24 protein-coding genes and 2 rRNA genes are annotated in these 25,246 nt (G+C 26.2%); 8 read left to right on the forward strand and 18 right to left on the reverse strand.

Annotation, left to right across the window (positions count from 1 at the left end; translation table 11 throughout):
- Positions 1-64: 64 nt before the first annotated feature.
- Together T364_RS0103045 and T364_RS0103050 are read left to right on the forward strand one after the other, a co-directional pair.
- Complete coding sequence (locus T364_RS0103045) at positions 65-1,591, forward strand: sodium:solute symporter family protein (protein ID WP_027128272.1); 1,527 nt, start codon at positions 65-67, stop codon at positions 1,589-1,591.
- A gap of 122 nt (positions 1,592-1,713) precedes the next feature.
- Positions 1,714-1,905, forward strand: a complete 192-nt coding sequence (locus T364_RS0103050) for a hypothetical protein (protein ID WP_147386020.1) — start codon at positions 1,714-1,716, stop codon at positions 1,903-1,905.
- 104 nt (positions 1,906-2,009) lie between these two features.
- On the opposite strand, the gene T364_RS0103055 is transcribed toward T364_RS0103050, so the two are convergent.
- The 9 genes from T364_RS0103055 to T364_RS0103095 form a co-directional block, all read right to left on the reverse strand.
- Positions 2,010-2,999 carry a LacI family DNA-binding transcriptional regulator gene (locus T364_RS0103055; RefSeq protein ID WP_027128274.1) on the reverse strand — a complete coding sequence of 330 codons (990 nt, stop codon included), beginning with the start codon at positions 2,997-2,999 and terminating at the stop codon, positions 2,010-2,012.
- A gap of 311 nt (positions 3,000-3,310) precedes the next feature.
- On the reverse strand, positions 3,311-4,399 hold the full coding sequence (locus T364_RS0103060) for a glycosyl hydrolase family 28-related protein (protein ID WP_081775653.1): 1,089 nt from the start codon (positions 4,397-4,399) through the stop codon (positions 3,311-3,313).
- 106 nt (positions 4,400-4,505) lie between these two features.
- Positions 4,506-5,168 (reverse strand): YczE/YyaS/YitT family protein, encoded by a 663-nt coding sequence (locus T364_RS0103065; RefSeq protein ID WP_027128276.1) that lies wholly within the window; start codon positions 5,166-5,168, stop codon positions 4,506-4,508.
- Between the two features lie 330 nt (positions 5,169-5,498).
- The gene (locus T364_RS0103070) at positions 5,499-6,437 is read right to left on the reverse strand and encodes a hypothetical protein (protein ID WP_027128277.1); all 939 of its coding nucleotides are present in this window, start codon (positions 6,435-6,437) and stop codon (positions 5,499-5,501) included.
- 103 nt (positions 6,438-6,540) lie between these two features.
- The gene (locus tag T364_RS10385; protein ID WP_051532624.1) at positions 6,541-7,305 is read right to left on the reverse strand and encodes an ABC transporter ATP-binding protein; all 765 of its coding nucleotides are present in this window, start codon (positions 7,303-7,305) and stop codon (positions 6,541-6,543) included.
- Positions 7,280-8,254, reverse strand: a complete 975-nt coding sequence (locus T364_RS0103080) for an ABC transporter ATP-binding protein (protein ID WP_027128278.1) — start codon at positions 8,252-8,254, stop codon at positions 7,280-7,282. The genes T364_RS10385 and T364_RS0103080 overlap by 26 nt, the downstream gene beginning before the upstream one ends.
- Positions 8,255-8,260: 6 nt before the next feature.
- The gene (locus T364_RS0103085; protein ID WP_027128279.1) at positions 8,261-9,076 is read right to left on the reverse strand and encodes an ABC transporter permease; all 816 of its coding nucleotides are present in this window, start codon (positions 9,074-9,076) and stop codon (positions 8,261-8,263) included.
- A gap of 10 nt (positions 9,077-9,086) precedes the next feature.
- A complete protein-coding gene (locus tag T364_RS0103090; RefSeq protein ID WP_027128280.1) occupies positions 9,087-9,986 on the reverse strand; it encodes an ABC transporter permease in 900 nt (299 codons plus the stop codon).
- Positions 9,987-10,000: 14 nt separating this feature from the next.
- Positions 10,001-11,494 carry an ABC transporter substrate-binding protein gene (locus tag T364_RS0103095; RefSeq protein WP_035945256.1) on the reverse strand — a complete coding sequence of 498 codons (1,494 nt, stop codon included), beginning with the start codon at positions 11,492-11,494 and terminating at the stop codon, positions 10,001-10,003.
- Positions 11,495-12,046: 552 nt separating this feature from the next.
- On the opposite strand from T364_RS0103095, the gene T364_RS0103100 reads away from it, so the two are divergent.
- Together T364_RS0103100 and T364_RS0103105 are read left to right on the forward strand one after the other, a co-directional pair.
- Positions 12,047-12,766: a ParA family protein gene (locus T364_RS0103100; protein WP_027128282.1), complete on the forward strand. Its 720-nt coding sequence runs from the start codon at positions 12,047-12,049 to the stop codon at positions 12,764-12,766.
- A gap of 13 nt (positions 12,767-12,779) precedes the next feature.
- The gene (locus tag T364_RS0103105) at positions 12,780-13,463 is read left to right on the forward strand and encodes a hypothetical protein (RefSeq protein ID WP_027128283.1); all 684 of its coding nucleotides are present in this window, start codon (positions 12,780-12,782) and stop codon (positions 13,461-13,463) included.
- Between the two features lie 135 nt (positions 13,464-13,598).
- Here T364_RS0103105 and groL read toward each other — a convergent pair whose 3' ends face one another.
- Together groL and T364_RS0103115 are read right to left on the reverse strand one after the other, a co-directional pair.
- Positions 13,599-15,209 (reverse strand): chaperonin GroEL, encoded by a 1,611-nt coding sequence (groL, locus tag T364_RS0103110; RefSeq protein WP_027128284.1) that lies wholly within the window; start codon positions 15,207-15,209, stop codon positions 13,599-13,601.
- 17 nt (positions 15,210-15,226) lie between these two features.
- A complete protein-coding gene (locus T364_RS0103115; RefSeq protein WP_027128285.1) occupies positions 15,227-15,499 on the reverse strand; it encodes a molecular chaperone GroES in 273 nt (90 codons plus the stop codon).
- A 188-nt stretch (positions 15,500-15,687) separates the two neighbouring features.
- Here T364_RS0103115 and T364_RS0103120 point away from each other — a divergent pair, with 188 nt between their 5' ends.
- Genes T364_RS0103120 through T364_RS0103130 form a run of 3 tightly spaced genes read left to right on the forward strand, consistent with a single transcriptional unit; the run spans position 15,688 to position 17,486 of the window.
- Complete coding sequence (locus tag T364_RS0103120) at positions 15,688-16,566, forward strand: YitT family protein (protein WP_051532626.1); 879 nt, start codon at positions 15,688-15,690, stop codon at positions 16,564-16,566.
- A gap of 8 nt (positions 16,567-16,574) precedes the next feature.
- Positions 16,575-16,766, forward strand: a complete 192-nt coding sequence (locus T364_RS0103125) for a hypothetical protein (protein ID WP_027128287.1) — start codon at positions 16,575-16,577, stop codon at positions 16,764-16,766.
- Between the two features lie 24 nt (positions 16,767-16,790).
- Positions 16,791-17,486 carry a 5'-methylthioadenosine/adenosylhomocysteine nucleosidase gene (locus tag T364_RS0103130; RefSeq protein WP_027128288.1) on the forward strand — a complete coding sequence of 232 codons (696 nt, stop codon included), beginning with the start codon at positions 16,791-16,793 and terminating at the stop codon, positions 17,484-17,486.
- Between the two features lie 89 nt (positions 17,487-17,575).
- On the opposite strand, the gene T364_RS0103135 is transcribed toward T364_RS0103130, so the two are convergent.
- The 5 genes from T364_RS0103135 to T364_RS0103155 form a co-directional block, all read right to left on the reverse strand.
- Positions 17,576-18,298, reverse strand: coding sequence for an ABC transporter ATP-binding protein (locus T364_RS0103135; protein WP_027128289.1), 723 nt, complete (start codon positions 18,296-18,298; stop codon positions 17,576-17,578).
- Positions 18,299-18,300: 2 nt separating this feature from the next.
- Entirely contained in the window at positions 18,301-19,098 is a 798-nt protein-coding gene (locus T364_RS0103140; RefSeq protein ID WP_027128290.1) for an ABC transporter ATP-binding protein, read from the reverse strand.
- Positions 19,091-20,065: a branched-chain amino acid ABC transporter permease gene (locus tag T364_RS0103145; RefSeq protein WP_027128291.1), complete on the reverse strand. Its 975-nt coding sequence runs from the start codon at positions 20,063-20,065 to the stop codon at positions 19,091-19,093. The genes T364_RS0103140 and T364_RS0103145 overlap by 8 nt, the downstream gene beginning before the upstream one ends.
- Positions 20,066-20,075: 10 nt before the next feature.
- Positions 20,076-20,960, reverse strand: coding sequence for a branched-chain amino acid ABC transporter permease (locus tag T364_RS0103150; protein ID WP_027128292.1), 885 nt, complete (start codon positions 20,958-20,960; stop codon positions 20,076-20,078).
- Positions 20,961-21,029: 69 nt separating this feature from the next.
- Positions 21,030-22,169, reverse strand: coding sequence for an ABC transporter substrate-binding protein (locus tag T364_RS0103155; RefSeq protein ID WP_027128293.1), 1,140 nt, complete (start codon positions 22,167-22,169; stop codon positions 21,030-21,032).
- 594 nt (positions 22,170-22,763) lie between these two features.
- Here T364_RS0103155 and brnQ point away from each other — a divergent pair.
- Positions 22,764-24,047, forward strand: coding sequence for a branched-chain amino acid transport system II carrier protein (gene brnQ, locus T364_RS0103160; protein ID WP_035945258.1), 1,284 nt, complete (start codon positions 22,764-22,766; stop codon positions 24,045-24,047).
- Between the two features lie 893 nt (positions 24,048-24,940).
- Here brnQ and rrf read toward each other — a convergent pair.
- Together rrf and T364_RS0103175 are read right to left on the reverse strand one after the other, a co-directional pair.
- A 5S ribosomal RNA gene (gene rrf, locus T364_RS0103170) occupies positions 24,941-25,057 on the reverse strand.
- A 46-nt stretch (positions 25,058-25,103) separates the two neighbouring features.
- Positions 25,104-25,246, reverse strand: a 23S ribosomal RNA gene (locus T364_RS0103175); the annotation flags it as partial.

Raw genomic sequence — 25,246 nt, forward strand, 5'->3', positions numbered from 1 at the left:
TATATTATTGAATATATATTATAAAAACGCGCGTTTATATCAAAAAATTAAATGGAGGTTTTATATGAATTGGCATTGGTTTAACTGGATAGTTTTGAGTGCATATTTTTTATTTTTTATAGGACTTGGGGTTTATTTCTCAAAAAATAATAATTCTACAGAAGATTATTTTAAAGCAAGTGGTAGAATTCCTTCTTGGGTTAATGCTTGTAGTATTTATGCGACTGCTTTATCATCTTTATCTTTCATAGCTATTCCTGCTTCTGTATTTCATAAAGGAATTATAATGGGAATGGCTCCCTTAGGAATAATTATAATGGTTATTTGGTCTGCTTTTGTTTTTGTTCCATTTTTTAGAAGTATTAATGTTACTACAGCCTATGAATATTTAGGAAAAAGATTTGACAATGGTTTTAGATGGGTAGGTAGTTTATCTTTTATTCTTTTTCACTTAATAAGAATGGCTGTTGTTTTATATTTACCAACTTTAGCTTTAAAGGAAGCTTTACCTAACATAAATCCAACAATTTTATTATTTATTGTTTCTTTTTTATGTGTTGTTTATACTTCGATGGGTGGAATAGAAGCTGTTGTCTGGTCAGATGCAATGCAAACTATCGTTTTATTATTTGGGGCATTTTTAATAATTTTTATAGGATATTTTACTGTTCCTGAAGGAATTGGAAATGCTTTTTCAACTTTAATAACTGATGGAAAAACAATCCCTGGTTCTGCTTGGGATTTATCTCTTAGTGGTGCAACTTTCTTAGGTATTTTCTTTGGAGGATTTTTTAATTCTATTTATTCTTATATAGGTTCTCAAGACATAGTTCAAAGATATAACACAACAAAAAATGAAAAGGAAGCTAAGAAAAGTTTATTAATAAACGTTCCTTTATTATGTGTAAGTGTATTTATATTTACTGGAATGGGTACTGCATTATATTTATTCTTTAAATATAAAGCAATTCTACCTGAAAATATAGATGGAAACGCTATTTTACCATATTTTGTTATAAATTATACTCCAATAGGTTTTTCTGGAATCATTATAGCTGCTATATTTGCTGCTGCTCAATCAACAGTTTCTTCAAGTTTAAACTCTTTAGCTACTTGTGTTACTGCTGATATCATTACTCCACTAAAAAAAGATTTAACAGATGCTCAAAAATTAAAAATCGCTAAATTAGTAAGTTGGGGAGCTGGTATTTTAAGTACAATTCTTGCAATAAGATTTTTACATGCTGGTCAAGGAGATATGTTTTTATACTTCCAAGCTATAACAGGTTTATTAGGAGGACCTATAGCTGGATTATTCTTAGTCGGAATTTTCTTTAAAAGAGTAGACAATAAAGCTGCTTGGATTGGATTTATTATATCTATTTTATTAGCTACTTATCTTGGTAACCCTGGAGGACTATTAAGTAAATTATTACCTGGATATGTTCAGCCTAAAGTTTTTGAAATTTTAATTTCAGTAGTAGTAATGGGAGCTTGTATAATTCCAGCTTGGATTTCTTCTTTATTCTTAGGAAAACCTAAAGATGAAAAAATAAGTGGTTTAACTTATTTTACTTTAAATAATAAATAGATAAAAGGAAGAGGTATAAATAAAAGCATTAATTAATAAAAAAATAAAAGGAAATTAGGTAAGTCTTTTTTGATAATGAATCTATTTGGTTGTAACCATATGAGCCTTAAATTAGCTTGGAAATGATAAAGGTTGCTAGAGAACTAAAACCTTCAGCAATTCAAGTAATCTTACCAGATTGGTTTCCTTATAGTAAAGAAACTAAAATTAATTTTATAAATAAAGTTGGAAAAGAAGCAAATGGAATAGATGAAAAAGATGTTGAATTTGTTCGTAATAAATGTAAAGAAATTTTACCTGAATTTATAAAATAATCTTTAAAAAAAGCAATAGTAATTTTATAATGAAAAATTAAAATATAAAAATAAAGAAGTTCTTGTAAATTAAAATTTAATTTATAAGACTTCTTTATTTATTATTATAAAATAGAACTTTTAAATAATATATTAGCTGGAATTAAAGTAATTAAATCAGGAAATATATTTTTATATAAAAGATTAAATATTAATAAACCTGATGTATAAGATATCATAGAATATTGCTCATTAAGTGAAGCAAATAGCATTCCAGAACTTAAGTATTTATTTAATTCTGGATTTCCTGCAATCCCAATAATTTTTATATCTTTATTTTCTCTAAGAAAATCTATATTATTTTCAATAACTTCCTTTAAAAATCTATTTGTAAAAATTACTTTAACATCTTTTGAAATTTTATCTGAAAGAAAATTTTCTTTAGAAAAAATTTCCTTTTTTTCAAAAGATATAATTAATTGTTCTTCTTCTAAAGAATTTATAAATCCTTGATAATATCTATTAGCTGAAACTTTATCATCTGGAAATTTTAAAACAAGAGCTTTTTCATATTTTCTAAGAATCCCATCAGCAATATTTCCACTTATTTCTCCACTATTGAAATAATTTGCTCCTACATAAGGTATTCTAGGAGATAAATAACTATCCATTGTTATAAATTTTACATTTTCATTTTCTAAAATTAAAGATGAAACTTTCTCTTTTAAAAGAGGAGTTATTATAACTCCAGCTACTTCATTTTTTTCTAAAACTTTTTTTAGTGACTCTAATTGTTCTTCTGGATTGTTAATATCATTTTCTATTATATATAAATTTATTCCAAAATTTTTAAATTCATTTTCAAATTTAATTAAACCTTTTTTTATTTCTTCATTATAATATGGAACTATCGAACGAACTATAAAAGCATATATATTTTTTTTCTTTTTTGATGCTAGGGTACTACTAATATAATTTCTTTCATATTTTACTTCTTCTACAATTTTTAAAACTTTTTCTCTTATTTCTTTTTTTACTGTATTATCTCCATTTAAAACACGAGAAACCGTTGTTCTACTAACTCTTGCTAATTTTGCTATATCTTCCTGTCGCAAAATATTAACCTCCTAATTTTATTTATCTATATTATAAAATATTTATAAAAAAAATAAAATAAATTTTCTTTAAAATATTTTTTCTCCAGAAAAATGGAAGTTTTAATTTCTGAAAATAATTATTAAAACTATAACCTATTAATATATAATAAAAAATCACTCTTTTTAATTAAAGGTAAAGTTCCTTAATTTATGAGTGATTTTTATATTTTTATTCTATAATTACTTATTTTATTGATATTAAGAAAATAAAATCTCTTAATTTTTATATATAATATATAGTTTTTACCCTATTTATTACTAAATTTCCTCTATTCTTTCCCTCTAACATTTTCATATAAAACTGAACTAAAACTATTATTATAATTTGGAATATTTTTAATAGGTCTATTAAAGAAATTAATATCTTTAAATTTACACTCAGTTGCATTTTCCTCAAATACATTAGCTGTATCTATTGTAGAATTACTAAAATAGATTCCCTTGCAATCTTTTAAATAAATATCTCCATAATAAAGGCTAATTCCCTCAAATAAAAACTCTCCCACATTAGGACTATCCACAACTATTGCATATTTTGTATTATGTTTTATTGAAGTAGCAGCAATTAAACCATGGGCGTCATTTTCTCCTTTTCCTATCTCTACTCCAATTTCATTATTACAAATATTTCCACCTACAAAATGGGTGTTTCCTCCAATAATTTTTAAAGCAATTTGATTTTCTGATAAAGTGCAATTTGTAAAAGTAGAAAATTCCCCTCTGACATCTACATAAATTCCTACCTCACACTTATTGGCAAAAAGATTTGTTATCTGATTTCCACTATGATTTCCTACTGAACGACCAAATAATAATCCTTTTTTATAATTTTTTATTTGAACATTATTAATCATATTATTAAAACCATTGGTAAAATCTATTGCTGTCCCCTGTACTTGAGAATTTTCAAAAAATAAATTTTCAATAATATTATTATCACTACATTTTATAATTACAACATCTGAATTTGTGCTTATTACTGCTCCATTTCCTTTTAAAACTTGATATTTATTTAAAAATAATGTTGAATTTATAATATAATTTTTTCTTGATAGATTAACTGTAGCTTTTGTATTAAATGCCTTTTTAAAAGCTTCTGTATCATCTGTTACTCCATCACCTTTAGCTCCAAACCAACTAACTTTTACCTCTCCATCACAAATAATATTTCCATAAAGCCCATTGTCTAGTTTTATTCCACTTCCATTATCTGTATCAGATATTATTCTTTTATGCTCTGCTCCATCATAATTTGAATAATATCCTAAAACTTTAACAATATTCCCTTTTGAAAGATTTAATTTCTTTAATTCTACAACAGTATTTACTTCTAATTGCATTTTATCATCTCTTTTCATTAGATTTTTTCTTTATAAATAATATAATAACAAATTCAAAAATATAGTACAATAAAAATTTATAAAAAAGGAACTACTAAATTAATTTTAATAGTTCCTAAAATTATTATCTTAAAACTTCCCCTAAATGTATAAGTTCCTCTTTTATATTTCTATGTTTTAAAGTTTTTAAATCAATTTTATAAAATCTAAAAATATATTGTAAAAACACTCCCATTATTAGAGCTGTAGCAAAAGTTCCTACTCCAACTTTTCCTCCTAAAAGCCAACCACTTATTAAAGCAAAAAGCTCTATAGAATTTTTTATATATACAACAGGATATTTAGTTTTCTTAGTTAAAATTTGCATAAATCCATCTCTTGGACCACAACCCATTCCTTGTACCATATAGAAAAAAGTCCCGTAGGCATAAAAAAATATTCCTATAAATAAAATTATAAATCTATAGATATAAGACTCTTTTACAGGTATAAAATCTAAAAATATAATTAAGTCCATAAAAAGTCCTACACAAATAAAATTAATAATTGTACCAAGCCCTATTGGTTGACCTAAAACTATATCCAAAAACACTATTGTTATCCCAAGTCCTATACTTGCTTGACCTATTGTTATTCCCACAGTTTTTGAAAGCCCTTGATGTAATACATCCCAAGGAGCTAATCCTAAGTCTGACCTCAATATCATTATGCAACCTAAAGCACACATAAAAAGTCCAGCTAATAATCTTAAATATTTTTTTACTTCTTCTACTCTTTTCCTCTCCATCTCTTCCCTCTACAAAATTTATTTTAAAAAAAACTGAGTAGCATTTTAAAAATACTTTACCCAGCACTCTTTTTTGTATAATATATTTACCACAACTTTTTATACAAAGGAGACTACACGCAATTAAAACACATATTCTCTAATATTAATGTATCATATTTTATTCGAAAAATTAAAAAATGTAAATAAAGAAATTAAATTTATAATAAAAACTATAAAAAAATATGATAATTTTATATTATATCTTTACTTTTAAAAAAAAAAATAGTATAATTAATTAACGAAACCGAAAGTCACGCAGCTTCCCGTCAAGTGTTGGTGGCTTTTTTTTTATACATTTATTTTTAATTTTTCAAATTTAATTTCTTTTCTATTACTTAATCTATATCTTGTGTAATTTCTTATCCAAGTATTTTCCTTTAAATTTTTCTTTTTATTATTCTTCAAATGATAGTATTCATAAATTCTTATTATTGAGTTTATTCTTGTTTGAAGAAAATCTTTCTTAGGATTTTTATATATATTATTAGCTTTTAATCCTTTTTCTAAAAAGATTATTAGGCTTTCTTTATGACATAAACTATTTCTTAAAATTATTATAGATTGTAAATCATTAAATATGTTTCCAATAGAAAAATTATTTTGTTTTTTTAAATAATTTCTAAATAATGTATAAATCTTTTTCCCTTTATAACTATGGTTCAATAATATTCCAAGAGTTCCAAAACTTAAAACCTTTATTAAAAGATAATAATACTCTGAAAAATCAGGATTTTTTCTAGGAAATATGTCTGTTTGCTTTTTCCATTCTTTTTCTATTTTCTCTAATGTTTTTGGAGAAATCAGCCTTAAAGATTTAGTATTAAAATCGTAATCTTCTAAAGAGTTTAAAAACTCATTAAATTGAAGTTTATTTTTTTTAAGAAATTCATCTAAGAAAAAGATAAAATGGCTTTTTAATTCTATTTCATAATTTAAAACACCTTCTCTAATTTTTCTTTCAAATCTTAAAAGTTCTAAATACTTTTTCTTTAAAAATTTATATTTTGTAGCATAATTATAAGTATATACAATTCTATAAGTTCCATCTTTATTTATACATTTACTTTTTCCATCTGCAAAAAAATATTTTAGAGAAAAAATATTAAGATAGTTATAAGCATTTAGTAATACCTTCATCTCTTCTTCTTCAAAAAGATTTTCAAAAACTATTTTTTTATTATTTTTTATAAATTCAATTAACTCATCTTGTTGTAGTACTGATTTCATTTAGATTCTCCCAAAATTATTTATATATTATTTTTCTCTAGTAACTTATAAAAATAATGAACTTATCTTGAGTTTTTGCTTTCAAAATAAGTTCATTTTATTTTTATATATTATTTAATGCTTCTTCAAAATCTGAAGAACCTGGTAAAGCTTTTAATAAAGCTTTAGTATAATCATGTTTTGGATTTAAGTATATCTCTTCTGGAGTTCCCTCTTCCACTATCTCTCCATTTCTCATAACTCCTATTCTATCACACATATGATAAACTACTCTCAAATCATGAGAAATAAATAAATATGATAATTTTAAATCCTTTTGTAACTTTTTAAAAAAGTTTAAAATACTTGCTTGTCCTGATAAATCTAATGATGAAACAGCTTCATCAGCTATCAAAAGTTTTGGATTTGAAAGAAGAGCCAAAATTATTGCTATCCTTTGTTTTTGTCCTCCACTTAATTCACCAGGATATTTTACCAATACATCTTCATTTAGATTTGCCATTTCAAGCATCTCTTTTATTTTGCTCTCCATAAGTTTTTTATCTTTACACTTATTTATTTTGAATGGCTCCTCTAATATCCACTTTATATCTTTCATAGGATTTAAAGATGAGTTTGGGTCTTGGAATACCATTTGTATATCCCTAACCCCTCTTATTTTTTTATAATCAATTTTCTTTCCCTCAAAAATTATTTCTCCACTTTTAATTGAAGTTAAACCTGTAAGTACTCTAGCTGTTGTTGATTTTCCACAACCAGACTCCCCCACAAGTCCATAAACTTCTCCCTCTTCTATATGAAAAGATACATTTTTTAATATATGCTTGTCATCATAAAATTTATTAAGATTTTTTATCTCTAATAACATCTTTTATCACCTTTTCACAAGCTACAAAATGATTTTTTTCAATTTCCATCAAATCATTTTCTTTACAATTATTGTAATATTTACATCTATCACCGAAATAACATTTTTCTCTAGTTCTTACAAGTGGAGAAATAACTGTTCCCAGTACATATGGCAACATTCTATTTTTATCCTCCATACTGAAAAGCATACTATACAAAGCTCTTGTATAAGGGTGTTTAGCATTTTTTAAACTTCCCTCTAAAATTTCCACACTTCTTCCACCATACATTACCATTACTCTGTCACAAATAGATTCAATAAGAGCTATATCATGAGAAACAAATATTATTGTCATGTTTTTTTCTTTATTTAATTTTTTTAAAAGTTTTATTATTCTAAGTTGTGTTCTTAAATCCAAAGCTGTTGTTGACTCATCACAAATTATTAAATCAGGCTCACATATAACAGCCATAGCTATCATTACTCTCTGTCTTTGTCCCCCTGAAAGTTGATGAGGATATTTTTTACAAGCTTCTTCTGGATTATAAATATCACACTCTTCTAATATTTCTAAAACTTTTTTCTTTCTTTCCTCTTTTGTTAAATCTTTTTTATGAATTTGTAATGCTTCATCAACTTGTTTTCCAATTTTTTTTAATGGATTTAAAGCACTAAGAGCATCTTGAAAGACCATACTTATTTTATTTCCTCTAATCTTTCTCATTTCTTTTTCTGTTAAATCCAATAAATTCTTATCTTGAAATATTATCTCTCCTGTTGGATGAAACCTATCTTCTAATATTCTTAAAATACTTTTAGAAGAAATACTTTTTCCACAACCAGACTCCCCAACTATTCCAAATATTTCTCCCTGTTTTACATAAAAATTTAAATTTTCAACCAGAGATAATAATTCTCCTTTATAATCTACAGATATGTTTAAATTCTTAACTTCTAATAATTTCATTTTTACCTATCCTTTAGAATTATACTTTTCTCTTGCATATTCTCCTATAAGATTTATAGAACAAATTGTAAGTGTTATAAATAATCCTGGAAATATTGCATACCATGGAGCTGCTAGAAAATAAATTTGTGCTTCTCTAAGCATAGAACCCCAACTAGGATAAGGAGCTTGTATTCCAAGTCCTAAATAACTCAATGAAGCTTCTGTAAGAATAGATACACCTAAGGATAAAGCTGTAGACACAATTAATTTTCCTCTTATATTAGGAAAAATATAATGTCTTAATATCCATAAATTTGAAGCCCCTCTAGTTTTAGCTGAAAGAGTATAATTTTTTTCTTTTTCTTTTAAAGTTTCTCCTCTAGCAAAACGAGTAAAATGAGGTATATTCATTATTCCTATAACAAGAATTGTATTAAAAGTTCCTGGGCCAAAAGCTGTTATCATCATCAAAGCAAATAGTATTCCTGGAAAAGACATAAAAGCATCTATAATTCTCATTATAATTTCATCTACATATCCACCTATATAACCAGAATACATTCCCAAAATTCCACCTACAAAAAGTCCTATTCCTATAGATGAAAACCCTACAAATAAAGCTATTCTTCCACCTTCCATAATTCTTGTAAATATATCTCTACCAAATTTATCTGTTCCAAAAAGATGAGTTAAACTTGGAGAAACTAATTTATTATCTATATCTATAGAAGTTACTCCATAAGGACTAAATATTTTAGTCAATACTATAATTAATATAAGCACTACAAAAAATCCTATTCCAAATAGAAGATTTTTATTAATACTTTTTAATTTCTTCATAAAATTCACCTTATGATATTTTTACTCTAGGATCTATATAAGAATATAATAAATCCGTAATTAAATTTATTGATATTACAACTACTGCACTATATAAAACCAAAGCTTGTACTACTGGATAATCTCTGTTTTCTACTGCTAAAACCATAAGACTTCCAAGCCCTGAAATATTAAATAAGTTTTCTACTATTACACTACCAGCCAAAACTTTTATAAATAATCCAGAAATTATAGTAAGCATTGGAAATAATATATTTCTTAATACATCAGTTATTATAACTTCTGCCTTTCCTCTCCCACGAGCAATAGCTGCTTTTACATAATCTTTATTTAACTCTTCTAGTATAATATTTTTTAAATAAATAGAAGTTATTGAAATCTGTGAAATAGCCAAAGTTACTGCTGGAAGTATTCCATTTACAGTTTTTAATGAAACTTTTAAATAAACTCCAAAAATCATCATTAAAAGTAATCCCATCCAAAAAGAAGGAATAGAAATTCCAATCATATTAAAAATTGTTAAAAATTTATCTCCTCTTTTTTTATTTCTCATTGCTGAAAAAAGTCCTAATGGAAAACCTACAGAAATTGTAATTCCCATAGCCATTGTTGCTAAATTTAAAGTTGTTTTCACTCTCTTTTTTATAAGCTCATTAACAGGGGTAGAGTATCTTATAGATTCTCCCATATCCCCTTGTATAGTTTTTCCTACCCACTCTATATAAGCTATATATTTAGGTTTATCTAAACCATATTCTTTTTTCAAAACTTCTACCTGTTCTTTAGTTGCATCAACACCTAATTTTGATAAAATAGGGTCACCTGGTATAACATTTAAAACTGTAAAACTAATAACAGATACTAGAAAAAGTGTTGTTAATGAAGTAAAAATCTTTTTTATAAAAAACACTTTTTATCTCCTTTTTATTTTTTTATTGATAAACTTCCTATATCTATTACATATATTGGATAGATTTTAAATCCTTCTATATTTTTATTTAAAGCCACTATATAATTTGGTGCTTGTAAAAATACTGAACCAACATTTTCTGTTAATATATATTGAGCTTCTTTATATAATTTTCCTTGTTCTTCTTGGTCTATTTCATAAGGTATTTTTTCTAATACTTTATCATAATCTTTATTTGAAAAATTAACCATATTTCTTGGGTCTTTAGTTATATATCTGTCAACTGTTGCATAAGGAGATGGTTTTCCTTCAAATCCTATAACAGTCATTTGATAATTTCTATTTTTATAAACATCACTTAACCAAGTTCCCCATTCTATCTCTTCTATTTCAACTTCAATTCCCGCTTTTATTAATTGCTCTTTTATTATTTGAGCTGTATCCACATGAAGTTGATAGTTAGCTGGAGCTCTTAATTTTATTTTTAATCCATTTGGATATCCAGCTTCTTTTAATAAAGCTTTTGCTTTTTCAATATCTATTTTATATAAATTTTCTGTTTCTTCATTATAAATAGATTTTACAGATGGACTAATTGGCCCTCCAGAAATACTTCCCTCTTTTAGAGAAGCTCCATCTATAATTTCTTGTTTATCTATAGCATAATGAATAGCTTGTCTAACTTTTAGATTATTCAAAGGTTTTACAGCATTATTTAAAGCTAAAAGTTGAACCATATTTTGTTCCCCTTTTTCTATCTTTCCATTTTCTCCTATCATATCAATATATCCTACTAATAATCTAGGAATTACATCTACTTCTCCCATTTGGAAAGCTATTATAGCTCCTTGCTCATCTTTTATAATTCTAAAATCAACTTCTTCTACATTTCCAATTTTGTCATTAGCCCAATAATCTTTAAATCTTTTTAAAGTAACTTTTTCTCCAGGCATATAACTTTCTAAATAATATGGTCCTGTTCCATAAATTTTTTCTCCCTCTTCATAAACAATTCCATCTAAGAAAGCTGCTATTCCTTCTCCAGATACTTTTTTAAATTTAAAAATAACTTCATCTCCATTTACTTTTACATATTCAATATTTTTTTTGAACTCTGTAGTTGATAGATTAGTTGGAAAATCTTTTAATAAAAATCTATCATAAGAAGCTTTAACTAATTCAGGTGTTACTTCTACACCATTTTGAAATAAAATTCCTTTTTTTATTTTAAAAGTGTAAGTTAAAGCATCTTCTGAAATTGTATAACTTTCAGCAATAGCAGGATGAATTTCTCCTGTAGAATCCATTTTTAATAATCCTTCAAAAATATTAAAAAGAATTTCTCCTGTAGCTGCAGCAACATATTGATGTGGGTCTAAAAAATCTGGGTCTTGTGATACTCTTACTACTACTTTATTTTTTGTTATAGTAGTTTCTGACTCATTTTTTCCTCCACATCCTACTAACATAATCAACATCATTAACAGTGCAAAAATCTTCTTTTTCATAAAATATTTGTACTTAATTTTTTTGAATAAAAAAATCCAAAAGAATATATATGTATGGTGTCTACTACTCTCATAGCTACCCAGCAGACTTCTCGGAGTACAAAATCCTTTTTTTAGGTTCTCCATTTTTCGTTCTCATGATTTGAATATATAAAACTCTTTTTTTATAAATTCTCCTCTAAATGAAGAAAGTTAAATTAATTGATATATATAAATTTTTTATACTAAATTTTTATAAAAAATTCATATATTTAAATTTAACTATTAGTAAGTTTTAAAAAACCCCCTAAAAAAATCAAATTTTTTAACTTAAATATACCTATATATTTTAGTACATCCTCCTTTTTTATTATTAACTCAATTTGAGTTTTATACTAAATTCTATATAAATTTTTATAATTATTACTTACCCATTTTATACTTTACAGATTATATTATGAAAATCAAATTAAATCAAGCTTTATTTTGTAAAAAATATTTTTTTCTAAACTTTTCTTACTATTTGTGATACAATAAGTAGATAAAAAATTATATTTTATACAGGAGTTTTATATGGATAAAAATAATGGTAAAGTTATAATTGTTAAAGTTAATAAAGGTGGAGTTGGAAAAACTTTTCTTACCGTCCAATTAGGTGCTGGACTTGCTTCTATTGGAAAGAAAGTTTTAATTTTGACTTCAGACTCTCAAAATAATATTCTTCATTATACTTTTAAAGATGGTGAAGTTCCAACTTTTAAAAATGGTCTTAAGGTTTGGGTTAGAGGTAAAAGAGGAGAGCTTATAAAACTAAGAGAAAATCTTTTCTTTATCCCTCTTGAAAATAGTAAATTTTCATCTGTATTCTCAAAAAAATTAGAACCATTTTTAAATAGAATGAGAGAGGAGTATGATTATATATTAATAGATAGTATGCCTCTTTTAAAAATAGACTCTGAATTTGTTAGATGTGCTGATAAAATTATAATCCCTGTTTTCTGTGATAGAGCTACTATTGAGGGAGTTGTTAATGTTATAGAAGAAGCTGGAATTGAAAAAATTCTAGCTGTTGTTCCTAATAAATATAGAAGTACTGTTACTCAAAATGAAAATCTTGAAAAATTAAAAAATCTTTTAAGAGAAACAGATATTCTTTTCCCAGAGCCTATTAGAGAGCTTTCACAAGTAGAAAATCTTTTAGGAAATGGAAAAACTATTTGGGAAACAAAATCTAAACTTTTAGATGATGCAAAGAAAACTTTAGCTGACATTATGATTGAACTAGGTGAATAAATAGGTGAAAAATATGGAAAAAAAAATTGATGAAAGATTAAAAAATCTACTTAATTCTCGTAGAACTAAGCAAGATGATAATCTTAAAACTAATACTTCTCATTCTAAAGAAAAAACTGATTTTCAAATTATAAAATCTATTAATGGAGATTTTAATTTAACAGATGATAATGAGCTTAATGATTTTTTAAAAGAAAAATCTCTGGAAGTATTAAACTTACAAGCTCGTACTTCTCTAGAATTAGGAAAAATTTTTACTGAAGTGGAAAGTAAATTGAGTGGAAATAGATATACAGGTTGCTATGTTAAATGGTTAGAAACAAACGGTTATAATAAAATGACAGCCCTAAGACATAGAAATCGTTATAAATTATACTCTCTATGTTCTACTGATTTTTCTAAAGAGTCTATTGCTAAACTTTCTTATAAAAAAATTGATGAAATTTTAAAATCTGAAAATCCTCAAGAGATTATTTCAAAATTGGAAAAAACTAATAATATAGATATTTTAAATGAAAGTTTAATAATTGATTTGAAAACACCAATAGAATTTGAAGATAATGATAATTTTTATTTGGATAATTTTTTAAATCATCTTCCAAAAAAAGAAACTTTAGAAAATCTTCCTAGCAAAAAGAAAAAAACTTTAATCACTCTTTTAAAAAAAATAGATAAAATTTTAAATGATGTACAATAAAAAATTATAATTTTCTATAAAATAAAAAAAGTTGGATTTCTCCAACTTTTTTTATTGATTGAAAGTTTGATTTGAAAGTTTTTTAAATGTATTTACCTACATTTTTATATTTTAATTTATTTTTTATTAATTTTTTTACATCATATCTGGAAGATTAGGTTGGTTTCCTCCTACCTTTTCTTCTTTTTTATCTGTTACTAATACCTCAGTTGTAAGTATTAATCCAGCTATTGAAGCAGCATTTTGTACAGCTGACCTTGTTACTTTAGTTGGGTCTATTATTCCCTCTTCTAACATATCCACATATTCTTCTGTGGCAGCATTTAAACCAACTCCAGGGTTAAGAGTTTTTACTTTTTCAACTACAACTCCACCATCAAGTCCAGCATTGATAGCTATCTGTCTCATTGGGGCAGTTAAAGCTTTTTTAACAATCTCTACTCCCATTCCCTCTTCACCATCAAGTTTAAAATCTTCCATAGATTTTCCAATTTCCACTAAAGCAACTCCTCCACCAGGAACAATTCCCTCTTCTACAGCTGCTCTTGTGGCATTTAAAGCATCTTCTATTCTTAATTTTTTATCTTTCATCTCTGTTTCTGTGACAGCTCCAACTTTTATAACTGCCACTCCACCAGAAATTTTTGCTATTCTCTCTTGCATTTTTTCTCTGTCATATTCAGAAGTTGTATTTTCTAATTGACTTTGAATTTGTAATATTCTTTCTTTTATCTCTTCTTTATCTCCAAGTCCATCAACTATTGTTGTTTTATCTTTATTAACTTTTATTCTCTTGGCTCTTCCTAACATACTTAAGTCTGCTTCTTCTAATTTCATTCCTTTTTCTTCAGAAATTACAACAGCCCCTGTTAAAACTCCAATATCTTCTAATAGAGCTTTTCTTCTATCTCCAAATCCTGGAGCTTTTACAGCTACTACATTTAAAGTTCCACGGATACAGTTAAGAACCAAAGTTGTTAAAGCTTCTCCCTCTAAGTCATCAGCTATTAATAACAATGGTTTTGAACTTTTTACAACTTTTTCTAATATTGGTAAAAGTTCTTGAATATTTGTTATTTTTTTATCAGTTATTAATATATATGGATTTTCCATATCAGCTTCCATTTTTGTAGGGTCAGCCATATATGGAGAGATATAACCTTTGTCAAATTCCATTCCCTCTACAACTTCTAAAGAAGTTTCAAAAGATTTTGCTTCCTCTACAGTTATAACTCCTGTTTCTCCAACTTTTGCCATAGCTTCAGCTATTAATTTTCCTATTTCTTTATCTCCAGCTGATATAGAAGCTACTTGTTCTATCTCACTGTTTGTTTCAACTTTTTTAGATTTTTCTTTTAATTTTTTTATTACTTCAGTTACAGCTTTTTCTATTCCTTTTTTTACAAACATAGGATTAGCTCCAGAGCTTACAATTTTTAATCCCTCTTTTACTATTGCTTGAGCTAAAATTGTAGCTGTTGTAGTTCCATCTCCAGCCACATCATTGGCTTTAGTAGCCACTTCTTTTATTAATTTTGCCCCCATATTTTCAAATGGGTCTTCTAATTCTATTTCTCTTGCTATAGATACTCCATCATTTGTTATTAAAGGAGAACCAAATCCTCTATCTAAAATAACATTTCTTCCTTTAGGACCTAAAGTTATTTTTACAGCATTAGCTAAAGTATCCACACCTTTTTCCAATTTTTTTCTAGCTGCTTCATCAAATAATAATACTTTTGCCATTTTCTAGCCTCCTAAAATTATTTTATTATACCTAAAATATTTTCAAAATCTATTATTAAAAATTCTTCATTATTATCATTTACTTTTGTAATTCCATATCCAGAATGAATTATTTTATCTCCAACAGAAATTTCTTTAGAAACTTTTTCTCCAGAACCTATTCCAACTACTTCTACCACATTTGGATTTTTCTTATTACTCATTCCTGATAATATAATACCACTTTGAGTTTTTTCTTCTATTTTGACTTCTTTAGCAACTACTCTTTCTCCAATAGCTTGAATGCTCATTTTCCTTCCCTCCTTTTAGCACTCTTAATAAGTGAGTGCTAATAATTTTCATAATGCTATATTATCACTTATTCTTTTCTTTGTCAAGAATTTTTTAGAAATTTTATTATCTTTTCTGTGATATTGCTAAATTTAAAAAAATAGATTATAATTATTGTGGTAATCAATTAATATTCTAGGTGATTTCTATGAAAAAAACTTTAAAATCTATTTTTTTAGAAACAAATTTCAAAGATATTATTAAAGATACTTTTATCATTACTTTAGGAGCTTTTATTTATGCTTTTGGAGTTAATTATTTCTTTGTAGCCAATAAAATGGCTGATGGAGGAGTAGCTGGTATTTGTACTATACTTTATTTTCTTTTTGGATTTAATATAAGTACATCTTATTTTCTTATAAATATCCCATTGATAATTCTTGGATATAAATTAATCGGTGGTAAATTTATTATTAAAACATTTTATGGAACAGCTATGACATCTCTAGCTTTTAGAATTTTAAAAGATTTCCAAGGTCCTATGAATGATAAAATAATGGCTTCTCTTTTTGGAGGACTTCTGATTGGAATTGGTTTAGGAAGTATTTTTATGGCTGGAGGTTCTAGTGGAGGGTCTGATATTTTAGTTAAGATTTTAAATAAATATTTTGACATTTCTGTTGGAAAAGCATTTCTTGTTTTAGATTTTATAGTTTTATCTCTACTTGGTTTTCTTTTTGGAAAAGAAGTTTTTATGTATACTCTAGTTGGACTTTTTACTTCTACCAAAGTAATAGATGTTATACAAGAAGGACTTGATACTTCTAAATCTGTGGGAATAATTTCTAATAAAAGTAATGAAATTAAAGATAAAATTATGGAAGAATTAGATAGAGGTACTACTTTATTAATAGCCAAAGGTGGATATAAAGGGGACCCTAAAGAGATTGTTTATTGTATAGTAAGTAGATACGAAGTAAGTTCTGTTAAAAAAATTGTAAAAAATATTGATAGAAATGCTTTTATCTTCATCAGTGAAGTTTCCGAAGTATTAGGTGAAGGATTTAAAAATATTGATAATAATTAGGAGGAAAAATGACTAAAGAGGAGATAATAAAGTTAGATACAGAGGTTGTATCTGTAGAAACTTTTGAAAAAATTTTTGCAAGTGATTGTATTATTGGATTTCAAAAAGTTGGTCAAAGTGGTTTAAAAGATAATTGTGATTGGTATATACTAACTCTTATTGATGGAGAAGAAGTTAATCTATATTGTAAAAGAATTTAATTTATATAAAGGAGAATTTAATTTATGAAAATTGGTATAATCGGAGCTATGGATTCTGAAATAAATTTAATAAAAAATTTTATGACAAATCCTACTGAAAAAACTATAGGAAAGGTTACCTTCTATGAAGGAAAAATTTTTGATAAAGATATTGTACTATTTAGAACAGGAGTTGGAAAAGTTAATGCTGCTATAGGTTGTACAATAGCTATTGAAAATTTTGGTATAGAAAAAATTATATTTACAGGAATTGCTGGAGCTATTAATAATAAACTTAATATTTTAGATATTGTAGTTTCAGAAAAACTTGTTCAACATGATTTTGACCTTACAGGTTTTGGTTGTCCTTTAGGACTTATTGATGGAGAAGATTCTGTTTTCTTTGATGCTGACAAAACTTTAGTTGAATTATCTAAAAATGCTGCCATTAAAGTTTTAGGAGATGATAAAGTTTACACTGGTATCATTGCTACAGGTGACCAATTTATAGCTGATAAAAATAAAGTTCAAAATATCGGTTCTATCTTTGATGCTTTTGCTGTAGAAATGGAAGGAGGAGCTGTAGCTCAAGTAGCTTCTCATTTTAATATTCCTTTTGTTGTGATAAGAGCTATGTCTGATAAAGCTGATGGGTCTGCTCATATGAATTATGAAGAATTTAAACCTTTAGCTTCTGACCATTCAGCTAAAATAGTTTTAGAAATCTTAAATAATCTATAAAAATTTTTGATATTTAAAATATCTACTATATTTTTATTCAAAATAAAAAGGACTATTAATATTTTTAAATAGTCCTTTTTTTATTATCACTAAGCTCCAAGATAAGCTTTCTTAATATCTGGATTATTTAATAAATCTTTTGCTTTTCCTTCCATAGTAATTCTTCCTGTTTCTATTACATAAGCATAGTCAGCTACAGAAAGAGCCATTTTAGCATTTTGTTCTACAAGTAAGATAGTTACTCCTGACTCTTTTAATCTTTTAATTACTGAAAATATCTCTTTAACAAATAAAGGAGAAAGTCCCATTGATGGTTCATCTAATATTAATAACTTAGGTCTACTCATCAAGGCTCTTCCCATTGCAAGCATCTGTTGTTCTCCTCCAGATAAAGTTCCAGCCATTTGATTTTTTCTTTCGGCCATTCTAGGAAATACTTCATAAAATTTAGCTCTATCTTTTTCTAAGTTTTCAGGAGTATCATTAACAGTAAAAGCACCTAATTTTAAATTATCTTTTACTAATAATCTTGCAAATATTCTTCTTCCCTCTGGAACTTGTGCTATTCCCTTTTTACAAATTAAATGGCACGGAGTTTTTGTTATATCTTCTCCTTCAAATATAATTTTTCCCATTTTTGAAGGAATTAATCCTGAAATTGTTTGAAGAGTTGTTGTTTTTCCAGCACCATTAGCACCTATAAGTGAAACTACTTCACCTTTTTTTACTTTAAGAGATATTCCTTTTAAAGCATGAATATTATCATAATAAACATGCAAATCATTTACTTCTAACATAGTTTCCTTTTCCATTACTATTCCTCCTCAATAAACTCATCTTCGTCATCATCTTTACCTAAATAAGCTGTAACAACTGCTGGGTCATTTACAACTTTTTTAGGTTCTCCTGTTGCTATTATTGTTCCATGGTCTAAAACGATAAGCCTTTCACAAATTCCTAAAACAAGTTTCATATCATGTTCTATTAAAAGAATAGCAATTCCAAATTTATCTCTAATTAATTTTATAGTTTTCATTAATTCTTCTGTTTCTGTAGGATTCATTCCTGCTGCTGGTTCATCTAATAAAAGTAATTTTGGATTTGTTGCCATTGCACGAGCTATTTCAAGTTTTCTTTGTTTTCCATATGGAAGATTTCCTGCTGCAATATTGGCATATTGGTCTAAATCAAAAATCTTTAATAACTCCATTGCTTTATTTTTCGCTTCTTTTTCCTCTTTCCAAAATTTTGGAAAACGAAAAGTTCCTGTTAATACTCCATATTTCATATTAAAGTTATTAGCAACTAAAACATTGTCTAAAACAGTCATATATTTAAATAATCTTATATTTTGGAATGTTCTAGCTAAACCTTTTTTTATAAGCTTAAATGTAGGAGTTTTTGTAATTATCTCCCCATTAAAAGTATAAGTTCCTGATGTAGCAGAATAAACTCCTGTTAAAATATTAAAAACTGTTGTTTTTCCTGCTCCATTTGGTCCAATTAATCCTACTAACTCTTTTTCTTTAATCTCTAAATTAAAATCTGTTACTGCTTTAAGGGCACCAAATGTTATACATATATCTTTAGCATTTAAAATTGTTTTACTCATTTGTACCCTCCTTTTTCTTAAGAATGAATTTATTTACTAATTTTGAAATTTGAAACTCTTTACGTCCTAAAAGTCCTGTTGGACGGAATATCATTGTTAAAATTAATAATAAAGAATAAACTATCATACGATAATCTGAAAATTCTCTTAAAACTTCTGGCAATATTGTTAACACTATAGCAGAAATTATAGAACCTGTAAAACTTCCCATTCCACCTAATACAACCATAACTAAAATATTAATAGAATAGTTAAAATCAAATTGTCTAGCTCCTAAAATTCCTAAATTATGTCCATATATTCCTCCTGCAATACCAGCAAAAACAGCCGATACTGTAAAAGCAAATGTTTTGTAATAAGTTGTATTTACACCAGAAGCTCCACTAGCTATTTCATCATCTCTTATTGAAAGAATTGCTCTTCCATGACGGCTAGTCATTAAAGAATACATCATCATAACACAAGCAACCATTATTATATAAATAATACTAAAATTATTAAAACGAGGTATTCCTCTTAATCCTTGTGCTCCACCTGTAAAATCAAAATATTCAATTAATACTCTTATAATTTCTCCAAAAGCAAGAGTAATTATAGCTAAATAATCCCCATTTAATCTAAGAGCAGGAATTCCTATAATTATTCCTATAATTCCAGCAATAATTCCACCAACTATAAGAGCTAATATATATCCAGGAAGTCCATCTACAAAACCAGCTTTTGAAAATAAAGCTGCTGCATAAGCTCCTACTGACATAAACCCAGCATGGCCTATTGTAATTTGTCCAAGACATCCTACTGTAATATTTAAACTAACAGCCAAAATAATATTTATACAAATAAGAATCATAATACTTGATTGATATCTTGAAATTATTCTTGCATTAATAAGTCCTGTTAATGCAAAAAATAAAATTGTGACTAAAATAAAAGTTAATAAATAACTCCATTTTTTTGTTTTATCCATCTCTTTCCTCCTAAACTTTTTCTCTAATGTTTTTACCTAGAATTCCTGTTGGTTTAACAAGTAATACTATTATAAGTATAGCAAAAACAAAAGCATCAGCAAGTTGTGATGATAAATATGCTCTTGTTAAACTTTCAACAATTCCTAATATAAATCCACCAAGAACAGCTCCAGGAAGAATTCCAATTCCACCAAGTACTGCTGCAATAAATGCTTTTATTCCCAACATAGATCCCATTAAAGGTTGAACTTGAGGATAAGCAGATACATATAAAACAGATGCTATTGCTGCAAGTCCACTACCAATTGCAAAAGTAAGTTGAATTGTATTATCAACATTAATTCCTACTAATTTAGCTGCACCATAATCTTCACTTGTTGCCATCATTGCTTTTCCATATTTAGTTTTTTTCATAAAATATTGTAGTCCAACTGATAATATAATTGTTAAAAAAATTGTTACAATTGTTCCATAGTTAAGATGTAATCCTCCGAATGATAAAGGAGCTTGATTAAATACTTTTGGAAAAGCTCTTGTATTAGGTGTAAATAATTTCATAAAAAGATTTTCTAATAATAAGCTTACTCCTATGGCTGTGATTAAATTAGAAATTCTAGGTGAATTTCTAAGAGGTCTATAAGCAACTCTTTCTGTTAACATTCCTAAAAGAACACAAATAACTATAGCTGGTGCTATAGTAAGCCACACGGGTAATCCCATTCTAGAAAAAACAGGTATGCTAAATAAAGAAATATATGCCCCAACCATTATAATATCTCCATGAGCGAAGTTTATAAGTTGAGCAATTCCATAAACCATTGTATAACCTAATGAAACTAAAGCATATATACTTCCTATTTGCAATCCATTAATAATCTGCAATAAAAATTCCATAAATTCTCTCCTTTGTATGTTAAATATATAGTTACCTTATAAAAATAAGGTAACTATATAAATTTTATTTTATTTAGGTTGAATAACTGAATCAAATCTATAATTTCCATTTTCTATTCTTAAAATAGTAACAGCTTTTACTGGATTATTTTTTTCATCAAAATTTAAATGTCCTGTAACTCCAGTAAAATCAATTTCTTTCATAGCTTTTACTATAGCATCTTTATCTGTATTTCCTGCTTTTTCTATAGCTTCTTTAACTAAATAAGCAGCATCATAAGATAATGCTGAGAAAGCTGATGGATCCTCATTATATTTTGCTCTATATGCTGATGCAAAGTTTTGAATTTTTTCATTTGTATCTTCTAATGAATAGTGATTTGTAAAGTAACTATTTTCAATAGCTGGATAAGCTGAGGCATCTAATGCTTTAGCAACTCCATCCCATCCATCTGGTCCAATAAATTTAGCTTTTATTCCAACTTCTCTAGCTTGAGTTGTTATTAAAGCTGTTTGTTCATAATATTCTGGGACTAATAATACATCCGGATTTGTAGCAGCTATCTTTGTTAATTGAGCTCTAAAATCTTTATCTCCTTCTGCATATCCTTCTTGTGCTACAATTTTAAGTCCTACTTTTTTAGCTTCTTCTGCAAATGATTGTGCTATACCATCTGAATAGTCACTAGAAGTGTTAACCATTATAGCAGCAGTTTTAGCATTTAAATTATTTTTTGCTAAATTAGCAAGAATTACTCCTTGATATGGGTCTGTAAAACATACACGGAATACATTTGGTCCCGCTTCTGTAATATTAAATTGTGTTCCTGTAGGTGTAACCATTGGCATATTATCTTGAGCAGCTATTTCAGCTACAGCTAAAGTTGGTTTTGAGGTAATATCTCCAACTAAAGCAACAATTCCTTCATCAATAAGTCTATTATACGCAGTTACAGCTTCTGTAGAATCTCCTTTTTCATCTAAAAGTATAAATTCTATTTTTTTTCCTAAAACTCCTCCTGCTTTATTAATTTCCTCAAAAGCTAGTTTAGCTCCATTAGTAGCAGACACACCATATACAGCTACTGGTCCTGTTAATGGTCCTAATCCTCCAATTTTAATAACCTCAGCTTCTTTTGCCTCTTGTTTTCCTCCACAAGCAACCATTAATAAAGAAAGTCCTAATAATGTTATCGTATTTTTTTTCATAAGTACTCCTCCTTAATATAAATTAATTTTAATTATTTTTTATATAAAAAAAAACAACCTTGTTAGGTTGTTTAAATAACTTTTATCTTTAAAAAATAATTTTAAATAAATTAAAAGAAAAAATATAATTAACATAAATTCATAACCTAACATAATTTTTTGTATATAAAATTAATCTCATGTTCACTTGTATGAGAATTACTGCACATATGACTAATCCTATTATATTAAGTATAAACATATTTTTTCTCTCCTTTCATAAAACTAAATTCTAAAAATTATTTAAAAGAAGTATAAACCCAAATTAAAAAAAAATCAAGCTTTTTTTTTATATATAATTTTATTTTTTTTATATTTCTTGTAATTTATTATATTTATCTTTAAAAAAATAATTTTATCTTTTTATTTAATATCAAATATTTAATATTTAATTATTAAAAAAATAATATATTTAATATGTTTTAAAATAAAGATTGACATAAAATATTTTTTTTGATAAAATTTTTAAGTGGTATTATAACAAAAAATAAAAGCGGCAACCTAATTTATATAAGGCTGCCTTTTTATATAACATTACTTAGGAGATTATTTAATATGAACAAAAGAAAAGAAATTTTAGTACTCGGTTTTGCATTATTTGCTATGTTCTTTGGAGCAGGAAATTTAATATTCCCTCCTTCTGTTGGTTATAATATGGGAAAAGATTGGTTTCTATCTGGAATAGGTTTTTTACTAACTGCTGCTGGTCTTCCCTTACTTGGAGTTTTAGCATTTATAAAAGTAGGAGAATTAGAAAATTTTTCTATAAAAATTTCTAGAAGATTCAATAATCTATATTGTAGTATTCTTGTTTTAGTAATAGGTCCTTTATTTGCTATTCCAAGAACAGGTTCTACTACTATCGAAATGGGAGTTTTACCTCTTACACCAAACCTAAATCCTTTAGTTGTTTCTATTATTGCATCTGTTTTATTCTTTGGAATTACTTTGGCTTTAGTATTAAAAGAGTCAAAAATAACTGATATTATTGGAAAATTTTTGACTCCCATTATTTTAATCATTTTATTTTCTATAACAATTATTGGAATTTTTGGAGATTTTGGTACTCCAATAGAAAAAGTAACCAATGGAATATTCACATTTGGATTTATTCAAGGATATCAAACAATGGATGCTTTAGCTGCTGTTTTATTTGGTGTTGTTGTTGTTAAAGGTCTTGAAGGAAAAGGAATTATAAATACTAATGAACAAAAAACATATTTAACAAGTGCTGGAGTTATAGCTATTTTAGGTTTGGGATTGATTTATTTATCATTAATGTACCTAGGTGCTAGAATAAGTGGTATTAATATAGGTACTAATACTACTGGATTAGCTTTATATATAGCACAAATGACACTAGGATCAATAGGAAAAATTGCTTTTGGAATTTGTGTTGCTGCTGCATGTCTTACTACTTCTGTTGGATTAACAGCTCTTACAAGTGATTGGTTCTCAAGAATTACTCCATTTTCCTATAGAACTATAGCTATTGCAACAAGTTTATTTTCTACTATTATGGCTATAGGAGGAGTTGATTTCATAGTTAAACTTTCTGTTCCTGTTCTTTGTATTTTATATCCTATAACAATAGTTTTAATAATGTTAAACATTGTTGGTATTGAAAATAAAGCTGCTTTTAGAACTGGAACATATATTTCTATTTTTATTAGTATTATCGAAGTTTTAGGAAATACTTTTAAAATCACTTCTTTTACTAAATTTATTCAACTTTTACCTTTAGGTAAAGAAGGATTTGCTTGGTTAATTCCTTGTATCTTAGGAATTTTCATTGCATACATCATATCTAGTAACAGAAAAAAATATAAAAAATATTAATTTTATCTAAAAAATAACACTTAATTATTTAAATTAAGTGTTATTTTTTTATTTATATAAAGAATTTTTCCAATAAAATATATTATTCAATTTTCAAAATTAATCTTAAGCTATTCTTTTTAATTTTTAAATATATCTCTAAATAAATTCCAAGTCTAAATTTTTTAAAATTTTTATATTAAAAATTTTATTTACTTAAAACATAATTTTTATATATTTTAAGTAAAAAATAATTGATAATAGCTTATTTAATTTTTATTTTCCTTTTAATTCTTAAATTAATATCTTGTTTTTCAAAATAATTATTAATCAGTACCATAGTTTTAACAAAAATTTTAATCCTTTTATCCTAAAATAAATTTAAAACTCTTTTATTTATCTTCTAATGATTTTTCTATTATAAATTTAAATTTAAAAAACTTTTTTAAGATATTCTATTTTCATAAATTTTAATTCATATTTTATTAATCTATGATTATTTAAACATTGCTATCTCCATAATGATTAATAATTTTATAAATTAGACTATCTTTTTATTTAATTCTAAAAATTTTATTTCACTCTTATTTAATATTAAAAAAGTTAATATTTTTATACTACTTTTTTCTACTTCTTTCAAACTTCTAAACATTTTCTTTTATTTCTAATAAATCTCATAAATCTCAAGCTTCTTATATATAAAAGATTTTCTCAAAAAATTAATATTTTTAACAATAATAGTTTATCCAATTATTCTAATAATCAATTCTTCATTATTAATTTTTCTTTTAACTAACTCACTTAAATCACATAATTCTAATATAATTTTTTTTATATTCTATATCTCTTTAGTTTTATTTAACCTATTTACTATTAATTTAATATTTTAATATATTTTTTCAAAAAATAAAAAAAGTTGGCAAGTTCCTATCCTCCCAGAGGGCTGCCCCCCAAGTACTTTCAGCGTTTACGAGCTTAACTGCTAGGTTCGGTATGTTACTAGGTGTACCCTCGTAGCTTTTCTTGCCAACTTATATTTTGAGTTTTTAAACACTCAATACTACATAGTAATTTCTCTTGATTAAGATTCCGACTTATTAGTATTGGTCCGCTTAATGAATTACTTCACTTACACTCCCAACCTATCTAACTCCTAGTCTCGAAGTTGTCTATAGAGTACTTATCTTAAAGTCAGTTTCCCGCTTAGATGCTTTCAGCGG

Origin of the sequence: Fusobacterium perfoetens ATCC 29250 (genome assembly GCF_000622245.1) — a bacterium.
Lineage (GTDB): Bacteria > Fusobacteriota > Fusobacteriia > Fusobacteriales > Fusobacteriaceae > Fusobacterium_B > Fusobacterium_B perfoetens.